A 10,373-nucleotide genomic window follows, 5' to 3' on the forward strand; every position below is an offset into this window, starting at 1 on the left:
ACGGTGGCGGCTTCGTCGTGGGGCAGGGTGATCTGGTAGGTGGTGTGGTCCTCGTGCACGTCTTTGCGGAACGCGCGTTTGGGTTCCGGGCGCGGCTCCGGTTCGGGGCGGGGTTCGAGTTTCACCGCGGTGCGCAGTTGGGTGACGGTGGCCACCGCGGCCAGTTCGGCGTAGTGCGCATCGGAGCCATCGGCGGCTCGCTCGGCGATCACCCCGACCTGATCCAGCGACAGCCGGCCTTCCCGCAACCCCTCGACACAGAGCGAGAACTCCTCGGCCCGACGCGCGACCGTGACCATGACCCCGGCATTGTGCGGCGTGGCACCGGTTTTCCAGGCCACCAACTCGGCGATGGACCGGGCGCCGGTGGCACCGCACAACTCATCGCGTTCGAGTTCGGCGACGATGTCGACGATCCGTCCGTCGATCGCGTTGCGCTGCCCGCACAGTTCCGACAACTCCTCGAGCAACACCTCCAACCGCTGCACAGGGCTCACCGCGTCAGCGTCGAAAGGTGTTGCGTCCGATGGCATGAACCCATTCTTGCACTCAGGTCCGACAAGTTTCCTCGGCCCGAAACCATTCGTGCGCAACCTGATCGAGTGACACGACTCACCGTTGACCCTGCGGTGGGGGCGTTGGTTTCTCGCGATTTTGCGCCGTGGACGCAGAGTCAGTGTGCTAACTGGCCTGGATCGGCGGGTGCGCTAATGACCCCCTTCGCCAGTCGTCGATGCGAAGCCTTCGTGAATGAGCTTGGGGCCGAACGGCCAGGTTTTCTCGGTGCGCGCATAGATCAGGAATCCGATGGCCCCGAGGATCATCCAGCCGACCGACAAACTGATCGACTGCCACGTCGACGATACGTAGATGTACACCCAACCAGCGAAGGCGACCAGGGTCGGGACCGGGTAAAGCCATTGCCGGTAGGGACGATTCAGGTCGGGCTGCCTGCGGCGCAGTACGACGATCGCGGCGACCTGGGCCAGTGACTGGATGATGACCAGCGTGGCGACGGCGGCGTTGATGACCACGGTGAGTGAGAACAGCGTTCCCACAAGGGTTATGGCAGTCATGGCCACGACGCCGGCGGTCGGCAGCCGCAGTTTCGGATGCACCCGCCCGAACACCGGCAGGAACACGTGATCACGGGCGGCTTCGAACGGTACCCGGGATCCGCCGAGTAGGCCGGCGTACACCGAGCCGATAGCGGCGATGACGATCAGGCCCGTCACGACGTCCGCCGCGGTCGTACCCCAGGCTTTCTCGAGCACCGTCGATGCCACGGACGTCGCGCTCTTCAATTCCTCGAGCGGAATCGCGCCGAGCACACCGATCTGCATCAGCAGGTACAGGCCCGCGATACCCAGGATCGAGACGATGATCGATCGCGGAAGTGTCCGGCCGGGATCGATGACCTCCCCACCCAGATATGCGCTCGTGTTGTATCCGAGGTAGTCGTAGATCGCGATGATGAGCCCTGCCCCGAGTCCTGCCCAGAACGCTCCGCCGGCCTGAAATGCCCCCGGGGTGAATGCGAATGCCTGCGTGTGGTCGAAATGACTGAATGCCGCGACGATCGTGGCGAGCACCGCGAGGAGCATGACGATGAACAGTCCGGTGGTGAGCTTCCCGATCTCACCGATGCGGCGGAACAGCGCGGCACCCACGATAAGCGTGATGACCGCACCGATAACATGACCGAGCACGGTGAGGCCTCCGTCTGAGACAACTCCCGGGATCAGGTAGCCAAGGTATTGAACGAGCCCGATCACCCCGGTCGACATGATCAGCGGGATGAACAGCACGGCGCTCCAGACGAACAGGAACGGCATGAGTCGGCCAGTCCGGTATTGAAAAGCCTCACGTAGATAGATGTACGTTCCACCGGCTCCCGGCATCGCTGCGCCCAACTCGGCCCAGATCAATCCGTCGGCCACGGCGAGCACAGCGCCGATCAGCCAACCGAACATCGCTTGCGGGCCGCCCATCGTCGCCACCATGGCCGGGATGGTGACGAACGGCCCGATGCCGCACATCTGCGTCATGTTGATCGCCGTCGCCTGAAGCGGGCCGATCTTGCGTTCCAGACCGGGCGCTGGGGCGGCCGGCGCATTCACGTGATAACCGGGATTCGAAGTCACTGCCAACCTCCGCACTAAGTGTTAGTAAAGTTTCTTAACACATAGAATCTGTCGGGGGAAGATCCCAGATTGGGCCGTCGCCACACGAGATGGAGAATCTGCACGTGACGATCAACAGCGGACGTGAGATAGGCACACCCGCACACATGCGGGCACTGAATCAGCGTCTGATTCTCCGCCGCCTCAGTGAGCACGGCGAGGCGAGCCGGCCGCAGTTGGCCGCCGCCACCGGACTCTCGAAGCCGACCGTCGGACAGGCGTTGGCGGACCTCGAGGCGCAGGGCCTGGTGCGGCCGGCGGGGATGAGCCCGTCGAAACCCGGACGAGCGGCCGTGGTGTACGAAATCGTCTCGGATGCAGGACATGTCGTCGGTATCGACATCGGCAGACAGCAGATTCGGGTTGCGGTCGCAGACCTTGCCGGACGCATCGTCGCCCGCATCGACGAACCCAACAGGTGCCGTTCGGGCTCGGCGCTGCTGCGCACAGTTCTTGCCACCGCGAAACGCAGTGTGGCCGCCGCCGGGCTCGCCGACGACGACGTCGTCGTCACCGTCGTCGGTACCCCGGGCGTACCGGACCTGGAAGACGGGACGGTGCGCCGCGCCCCGAACCTCCCCGGCTGGGAGCGGCGCGGCCTGCTGCACGAGCTCATCGCGGGCCTGGATCAGAGCGGTTCGATCGTGATGGTCGAGAACGACGCCAATCTCTGCGCAGCAGGCGAGCATGCAGCGGGTGCTGCCGTCGGCGTGGACACGTTCGCCTGCCTGACCATCGGAACCGGCCTGGGCATGGGGTTCGTACTCGACGGGCAGATCTACCGCGGCACCCGCGGCGCGGCCGGCGAGATCTCGGATCTGGCGTTCAATGTGAACGGCACGCCGGGACCGGCGTCGGCGGAGGCCGCCGTTGCGGGGCAGGCCGTGGTCGCCGCCGCCCATGACGCCGGCCTGACCGACGTCCGAAGCGCCAAGGCCGTCTTCGAGCTGGCCCGCGCAGGTGACCCCGCGGCCCTCGAAGTGGTTGCGCAAGAGACGTTCCGGCTCGCGTTCGTGGTGTCGGCGATCATTGCGATCGTGGACCCGTCGCTGATCATCCTGGCCGGCGGGATCGGCAACAACGCGGACCTGCTCGTGGCACCGATTCGCACGGCACTGGCCGCCACCAGTCCGGTGATACCCGAGATCATCGCCGGTCAGCTCGGCGAGGATGCGGTGTTGACCGGGGCGATCGCCACCGGCCTCGCCACCGCGCAGGAGTTGGTTTTCGACGTGCGCGCGACGGCTCAGTAGCCGATCTCGTCGCAGATCGGCGGGATGATGATCAGCGAGCCGCGCGGGGTGCAGAACGGGTGCGGTGGCTGCGGAGGCGGCGGTGGCGGAGGCGTGAGCATCGGGGCCGGTCCGTCTGCGGAGATGAAGCTGTCGAGCGGGTTGCCGTTCAGGTCGACCATCCGCACGTTGCCCTGGCCGAACGGGACGATGTACCACGTGTGGCAGGTGCCCATATCCCACTGAATGTTGTTGAACGGCAACGCCTGTCCCGGGCACCAGCTGTGCGGCTGAGCGGGAAACGGGTCGGCCTGGGCGGTACCTGCATCGAGCGCCAGGCCGGCGACCGTTATCGCGGCCGCCACGGCTGCTGTCGCCGCGAGCCGTGCAACTCGAATCATCGTCGGATCCTTTCGTCGGGCGCCGCCGCAGCGGCTTTGCCTGTACCTCCAGTACACGGCGTCGCCGCAGCTACCGTTCCCAACAATGATCCGGGTGTTCTTCGCCGGCTGGGCGGGATTCGCCGATGTGGGTCACGGTTCCCGCGCGAATCTGCCCCGCCCGCACTCGAATCGGATCCGACCGTCATATAACAGTAGTGATGATGAATTGCGGATCCGATGAACTGCCCGTTTTGCGGTGCTGAAGTCGACCGCAGCGGCACGTGCGACCGCTGCGGTCGAGTGCAGGAGTCCACGTCGCCGACAGGGTGGCGGCCGGATCCCACGGCGCGTCACGAAGGCCGGTATTACGCCGCGGGCCATCCCACGAACCGCGTCCGCGACGGCCGGGCCCAATCGTCGGACCCCGACGGCGGGCGGATGCTGCCGGATTACGTCGAGTTGCCCGCCTCCCGGTCGAGCATCCGGTCGACGTGGCTGGGAACGGGTGCGGCGACCGTCATCCTCGTCATGGTGGCGGTGGTTGCCTGGGTGCTGTTGATGGCTGCTCGGCGTCCTGCTCCCCCGCCGGAATCCGGGTACCTCTCGGCGCTGAAAGAAGCGGGTTTGTCCAACCAGTTCAATTCCGATGCCAACGCCGTCGCGCACGGCCATCAGGTCTGTCGTCAGCTCGACGACGGCGGCCCGCAGCAAGGCCTTCCCGCCGACAAGATCGCCGTCGACTCGTTCTGCCCACAGTTCACCCAGGGCTTCCACACGCTTGATACCGCCACGGTGGCAGGCATTTTCGTCGTCACCGACAGCGCGGGCGTGGATGCGATCGCGTCTGACGGCGCGTCGTGCCAGGGGGCCAACGGCTACTCCGACGTCGGCCGGGACACGCAAGTCACCGTGAAGAACGGCAAGGGCGAAATCCTGGCCACGACGGCGCTGGGGCAGGGTAAGGGCAACAGCGCAAACTGCACCTTCTCATTCAGCTTTCCCGTCACCGAGGGCCAGGACCGTTACGTCGTCTCGGTCGGCCACCGTGGCGAGTTCAGCTACAGCTTCGGCCAGCTGCGCGCCCAGGGCGTCCAGATCCATCTCGGCCACTGATGCATTCCCGAACAGTACGGTCCTGGACCGTACTGTGCCGGTCGATCTATGGTGAGCGCTGTGCCTGTCGACTGCACCACGGAATCCTCGCCGTGGTCGCCCCGTGAAGCAGAGCTGCTCGCCATCACGCTGCGGCTGCTGCAGGAGCACGGCTACGACCGACTGACCGTGGACGCGGTGGCTGCCACGGCCCGCGCGAGCAAGGCGACGGTGTACCGGCGCTGGCCCTCCAAGGGCGAATTGGTCCTGGCCGCCTTCATCGAGGGCATCCGGCAGGTTGCCGTCCCGCCCGAAACCGGCTCGTTGCGCGGGGATCTGCTGCGTGTAGGTCAGGTGATCTGCGAGCAGGCCCACCAGCACGGCACCACCATCCGGGCGGTGCTCACCGAGGTGTCCCGCGATCCCGCGCTGAGCGAGGCCATGCAGCACCAGTTCCTCGATCAGCGCAAAGCCATGCTCGAGCTGATCCTGCGAGCGGCTGTCGCACGCGGTGAGATCAGCGAATCCGCCATCAGCGACGAACTGTGGGATCTGATGCCGGGTTACCTCATCTTCCGGTCGATCATCCCGAACCGGCCCCCCACCCCGGAAACCGTGCGGGCCCTCGTGGACAACGTCATGATCCCGAGCCTCACCCGCCCGGTCGAGTAAGACCGCGCCCGCACGGATTCGCCGCTCAAACCCCTTGCCCACGGCAGTCCTGTACCGTACCGTACCGTTCAGAGCGGTCGTTTCCCACCGCGCGGAAAGGACCCCTCCAACCCCAGCCATCGCGTCCCGGTTATCGAAAGGCGAACGGGTGCGGACACTTTCGATTGGCAGCTCGGTCAGGCGGGGTTGGATGCTGTTAGTCGCACTCGGGGTCATCGCCGTAGCCGCGTTCACCGTGTACCGATTGCACTCCGCTTTCGGTGGTGTGCACACGGGAACTCCCAGTGACCTCTCGAGCGAGATCGTTCCGTTCAACCCCAAGCATGTGGTCCTTGAGGTCTTCGGTCCGCCGGGAACCGTGGCGTCGATCAATTACCTGGACGTCCACGCTCAACCGCAGCGCGTCGACGATGCCCCACTGCCCTGGTCCTACGACACCACCACGACCGATCCCGCGGTGTTCGTCAACGTCCAGGCCCAAGGTGACAGCGACTCGATCGGCTGCCGCATCACCATCGACGACGTGGTCAAAGACGAGAGAGCGGCCAACACCGTGAACGCCTACACGTACTGCCTGGACAAATCCGGATGAGCGGCGGGAGGGCGGCAAAGACGATCCGCAGGCTCTCGGTGCCGATCGTGTTGTTCTGGCTGGCCGTCGCGGCGATCACCAATGTGCTGGTTCCGCAGTTGGAAGTGGTCGGCGAGGCCCACAACGTCGCGCTGAGTTCGCCCGACGCGCCGTCACTGCAGGCAATCAAACACATCGGCGAAGTCTTCGGCGAGTTCGATTCCGACAGCGCCGCGATGATCGTGCTGGAAGGCGACCAGCCGCTCGGCGCCGACGCCCACGCCTACTACGACACCCTGGTTCAACGAATATCGCAGGACCACAAGCACGTCCAGCACATCCAGGACTTCTGGGGCGATCCGCTGACAGCGGCGGGCTCACAGAGCCCCGACGGCAAGGCTGCTTACGTTCAGGTGTTCCTGGCAGGCAATCAAGGCGAGGCGTTGTCCCTTGAGTCGGTGAACGCGGTGCGCGACATCGTCAATCGCACACCGGCACCCCCCGGCGTCAAGGCGTATGTCACTGGTGCCGCGCCTCAGGTCGCCGACCAATTCGAAGTGGGCAACGAGGGCACCACCAAGGTCACCCTGCTGACCATCCTGGTGATCGCCATCATGCTGCTGCTGGTCTACCGCTCGGTGGTCACCATGATCCTGGTGCTGATCACCGTGCTCATCGAGATGGCCGCCGCCCGCGGCATCGTGTCCTTCCTGGCGAATAACGGAATCATCGGTCTCTCAACATATTCCACAAATCTGCTCACGCTGCTGGTGATCGCCGCTGGCACGGACTACGCCATCTTCCTGCTCGGGCGATACCACGAGGGGCGCAGCGCCGGGGAGGACCGCGAGACCGCGTATTTCAACATGTACAGCGGCACGGCCCACGTCGTCCTCGGCTCGGGTCTGACGGTCGCCGGCGCCGTCTTCTGCCTGAGCTTCACGCGCCTGCCCTACTTTCAAAGCCTCGGTATTCCGGCCGCGATCGGCGTCCTCGTTGCCCTTGTCGCCGCCCTCACCCTGGCGCCTGCGGTGCTGACCCTGAGCAGCCAGGTCGGGTTGCTTGAACCCAAACGCAGCACCCGCACCCGCGGATGGCGACGGATCGGCACGGCCATCGTGCGCTGGCCCGGACCGATTCTGGTGGTGACCATCGGGGTGGCCCTCATCGGACTTCTGGCCCTGCCTGGCTACAAGACCAGCTACGACGTCGGCTCCTACATGCCCGCGAGCGCCCCCTCCAACGTCGGCTACACCGCGGCGGAACGGCACTTCTCGAAAGCCCGGCTCAATCCCGAACTGCTGATGATCGAGTCCGACCACGACCTGCGGAACCCGGCCAACATGATCCTGCTGGAACGCGTCGCCAAGGCCGTGTTCCACACCCCCGGCGTCGCGCAGGTCCAGTCCATCACCCGCCCGTTGGGCACGCCGCTGGACCACAGCTCGATACCGTTCCAGATCAGTGCCCAGAGCGCCGGGCAGATCCAGAATCTGAAGTATCAGCAGGACCGGGCCCGCGACCTGCTCAAGCAGGTCGGCGAGATCGACAAGACCATCGGCATCCTGCGCCAGCAGTACGCCCTGCAGCAACAGAGCGCGGCCGCCACCCACGACCAGGTCGAAGCGTTCCACCGAACCGTCGAGGTGACGCAGGACCTGCGCGACAAGATCGCCAACTTCGATGACTTCTTCAGACCGCTGCGCAATTACTTCTATTGGGAACCACACTGTTTCGACATCCCCATCTGCGCTGCACTGCGGTCGATCTTCGACGCGCTCGACGGGATAGACGCGCTCACCGACCAATTGGGAAATGTCACGGCGAGCCTCGACAAACTGGACCAGCTGCAACCGAAGCTGCTGGCGCTGATCCCGCCGCAGATCGCCAGCCAGCAGACCAACCGCGACCTGACGATGACGAACTACGCCACGCAGTCGGGGATCTATGACCAGACCGCTGCGGCGCTTCAGAACGCCACCGCGCTGGGCCAGGCCTTCGACGCCGCGAAGACCGACGACTCCTTCTATCTGCCGCCGGAGGCCTTCACCAACCCCGAATTCCAGCGCGGCCTGAAACTGTTCCTCTCGCCGGACGGCAAGGCCGCCCGCATGATCATCACCCACGATGTCGATCCCGCGACGCCGCAAGGGATCTCGCATATCGCCGCGATACGGCACGCCGCGGCGGAAGCCGTGAAAGGCACGCCGCTGGCCGGGTCGCACATCTACATCGGCGGAACCGCCGCGACCTACAAAGACATTCAGGACATGGCGAAGTACGACCTGATGATCGCAGGCATCTCGGCGCTGAGCCTGATCCTGCTCATCATGATGCTGATCACCCGCAGCCTGGTCGCCGCCCTGGTCATCGTCGGCACGGTGGCGCTGTCACTGGGCGCGTCGTTCGGGCTCTCGGTGCTGGTGTGGCAGGACATCCTCGGCATCCCGCTGTACTGGGTGGTGCTGGCGTTGGCCGTGATTCTGCTGCTGGCCGTGGGCTCCGACTACAACCTGCTGCTGATATCCCGATTCAGAGAAGAGGTTGCGGCGGGGCTCAATACCGGCATCATCCGCGCGATGGCAGGCACCGGCGGCGTCGTCACCGCGGCAGGCCTGGTGTTCGCCTTCACCATGGCGTCGTTCGCGTTCAGCGATCTGCGGGTGCTCGGTCAGATCGGCACGACGATCGCGCTGGGCCTGCTGTTCGACACGCTGATCGTGCGCTCGTTCATGACACCGTCCATCGCTGCGCTGCTCGGACGCTGGTTCTGGTGGCCGCAACGGGTGCGCCCGCGTCCGGCCAGTCGGATGCTGCAGCCCTACGGATCCCGACCGGCCGTGCGTCAATTGCTGTTGTGGGAGGACGATTGACGGCGAGCCGCGCTCACGGGCAGTAGGCGTGCGTGGCGTACGCGAGCGCGGACTGATAGACCGGGTCGAGCGCTCGGGACGCGGTCACGGCGCTCAGCGCGGCATCCCGGTCAGCGGCGCAAGACGGTGAGTGCAGGTCATCCCACTGGGCGGCCATCTCCCGCACCATGGTCTGGTTGAGCCGGTCGATCGTCGTCCGGGTCTCGGACAGGTCCGGCGCCTCGGCGGGCACCGCACCCGGGTCGATCTTCCATTGCGCGAACCGCGTGTACTCGACCGAGCTCGTCGCGTCGATCTGGTTGCGAAAGACGTTGCCCACGTATCCCGGATCGATGTGGGCAGCCGCAGCTGCCGCCGTCACCGCGTCAATAACCTGTTGCTCACGCTTCGGGTCGTCGACGGCGCCACCACTGCGGTACTTGTACGCGGCGACCGCGTCTGCGGTCTGAAGGCGCTGCGCCGCGGCGTCGATCAGCCCGAACAGCGGGCTTTCCGGATCGGCGTGCGCCGCGGGTGCGCCAACCCCGACGAGGACCGCCGCGCAGGCGATCCACGCGGTGGTCCCGGGCTTACGCAATACCGACGCCCGTCAGCACCTGCCAGATCCCCACCAGACCGCACAAGACGATCAGGATCTGTATGCGGTGCAGCAACGCCCATCCGTGCACCAGCTCCAGCACCGCATGGGTCTTGGCCGGGACGACGGCATAACTGAGCAGGGCCACCTCGAAGACCACGAGCATCACCGCGACGAACACCAGGACCGCGATCAGTTGCGTGACGATCGGCGTTCCCGACGCGACGATGACCGTGCTCATCACAAGGATGAACGGGGGCGGCAGCACATAGATCAGGGACAGCGCCATCGACACCCACAGCGCTCCGCTGTCCCACTCGTCGCGCGCTCGCGCCATCACCCGCACGACCGGCGACGCGACCGCGTGCAGCACGCTCCTGACAGGCCCCGACCGGCGCGAGTCGGTCTGCGGCTCGTCGGATTCCAAGACCATGACCGCGGATTCGCCGCGGCCGGCCGTCGTCGCCGCGACGCGTGGCCGCACCCGGCTGCGCACCGCCAGGAACGTGGCGATGCCCAGCGCGAGTACTCCCGTGCACAACTGCAGGGGCTGGATCCCCGACTCAGGGTCACGCGTGGACAGTCCGTGTGCGAACGCGGCGAATGACGGCACGCTGTGCAGCGCTATCACCGCACCCATCAGTGCCACCACGTTCACGACCACACACGCTACCCAGAACGCGAACAGATTCTGCTCAGGCCGGGGCCGTGAGATCACCAGCACGATGCCGCCCAGCAGCATCGGGTTCAGTGCCACCAACAGCGCCCAGCCGAGAATTTGTCCCCACAT

At 65.8% G+C, this 10,373-nt stretch carries 10 protein-coding genes; 5 read left to right on the forward strand and 5 right to left on the reverse strand.

Translation table 11 applies throughout. The features are described 5' to 3' along the window. Positions 1–533: DUF222 domain-containing protein (locus A5784_RS30575; RefSeq protein ID WP_156750870.1), on the reverse strand; the 533-nt coding region annotated here is incomplete at its 3' end. Positions 534–707: 174 nt separating this feature from the next. Beyond that, positions 708–2,144 (reverse strand): APC family permease, encoded by a 1,437-nt coding sequence (locus A5784_RS30580; RefSeq protein WP_232006309.1) that lies wholly within the window; start codon positions 2,142–2,144, stop codon positions 708–710. Between the two features lie 104 nt (positions 2,145–2,248). Here A5784_RS30580 and A5784_RS30585 point away from each other — a divergent pair, with 104 nt between their 5' ends. Beyond that, positions 2,249–3,436 (forward strand): ROK family transcriptional regulator, encoded by a 1,188-nt coding sequence (locus A5784_RS30585; RefSeq protein ID WP_232006310.1) that lies wholly within the window; start codon positions 2,249–2,251, stop codon positions 3,434–3,436. Here A5784_RS30585 and A5784_RS39455 read toward each other — a convergent pair. After that, a complete protein-coding gene (locus A5784_RS39455) occupies positions 3,430–3,816 on the reverse strand; it encodes a hypothetical protein (protein ID WP_064948620.1) in 387 nt (128 codons plus the stop codon). The genes A5784_RS30585 and A5784_RS39455 overlap by 7 nt on opposite strands. Before the next feature lie 219 nt (positions 3,817–4,035). On the opposite strand from A5784_RS39455, the gene A5784_RS30595 reads away from it, so the two are divergent. The 4 genes from A5784_RS30595 to A5784_RS30610 all read left to right on the forward strand — a co-directional run bounded on the left by A5784_RS30595 (position 4,036) and on the right by A5784_RS30610 (position 9,006). Continuing rightward, complete coding sequence (locus A5784_RS30595) at positions 4,036–4,911, forward strand: DUF732 domain-containing protein (protein WP_064948621.1); 876 nt, start codon at positions 4,036–4,038, stop codon at positions 4,909–4,911. Between the two features lie 48 nt (positions 4,912–4,959). Further along, a complete protein-coding gene (locus tag A5784_RS30600) occupies positions 4,960–5,562 on the forward strand; it encodes a TetR/AcrR family transcriptional regulator (protein WP_064948622.1) in 603 nt (200 codons plus the stop codon). 190 nt (positions 5,563–5,752) lie between these two features. After that, on the forward strand, positions 5,753–6,154 hold the full coding sequence (locus tag A5784_RS30605; protein ID WP_064948623.1) for an MmpS family transport accessory protein: 402 nt from the start codon (positions 5,753–5,755) through the stop codon (positions 6,152–6,154). Beyond that, positions 6,151–9,006 carry an MMPL/RND family transporter gene (locus A5784_RS30610; RefSeq protein ID WP_064948624.1) on the forward strand — a complete coding sequence of 952 codons (2,856 nt, stop codon included), beginning with the start codon at positions 6,151–6,153 and terminating at the stop codon, positions 9,004–9,006. The genes A5784_RS30605 and A5784_RS30610 overlap by 4 nt, the downstream gene beginning before the upstream one ends. Positions 9,007–9,019: 13 nt before the next feature. Here the strand turns inward: A5784_RS30610 and A5784_RS30615 are convergent, their stop codons facing one another. Together A5784_RS30615 and A5784_RS30620 are read right to left on the reverse strand one after the other, a co-directional pair. Beyond that, entirely contained in the window at positions 9,020–9,583 is a 564-nt protein-coding gene (locus A5784_RS30615) for a chorismate mutase (RefSeq protein WP_064948625.1), read from the reverse strand. Continuing rightward, positions 9,576–10,373, reverse strand: a complete 798-nt coding sequence (locus A5784_RS30620) for a GAP family protein (RefSeq protein ID WP_064948626.1) — start codon at positions 10,371–10,373, stop codon at positions 9,576–9,578. The genes A5784_RS30615 and A5784_RS30620 overlap by 8 nt, the downstream gene beginning before the upstream one ends.

The organism is Mycobacterium sp. 852013-50091_SCH5140682 (genome assembly GCF_001665685.1).
Lineage (GTDB): Bacteria > Actinomycetota > Actinomycetes > Mycobacteriales > Mycobacteriaceae > Mycobacterium.

Coding starts and splice junctions, on each gene's coding strand:
- A5784_RS30595 (WP_064948621.1), top strand. CDS start 4,036: ATGAACTGCCCGTTTTGCGGTGCTGAAGTCGACCGCAGCGGCACGTGC.
- A5784_RS30620 (WP_064948626.1), bottom strand. CDS start 10,373: ATGTGGGGACAAATTCTCGGCTGGGCGCTGTTGGTGGCACTGAACCCG.
- A5784_RS30600 (WP_064948622.1), top strand. CDS start 4,960: ATGGTGAGCGCTGTGCCTGTCGACTGCACCACGGAATCCTCGCCGTGG.
- A5784_RS39455 (WP_064948620.1), bottom strand. CDS start 3,816: ATGATTCGAGTTGCACGGCTCGCGGCGACAGCAGCCGTGGCGGCCGCG.
- A5784_RS30605 (WP_064948623.1), top strand. CDS start 5,753: ATGCTGTTAGTCGCACTCGGGGTCATCGCCGTAGCCGCGTTCACCGTG.
- A5784_RS30610 (WP_064948624.1), top strand. CDS start 6,151: ATGAGCGGCGGGAGGGCGGCAAAGACGATCCGCAGGCTCTCGGTGCCG.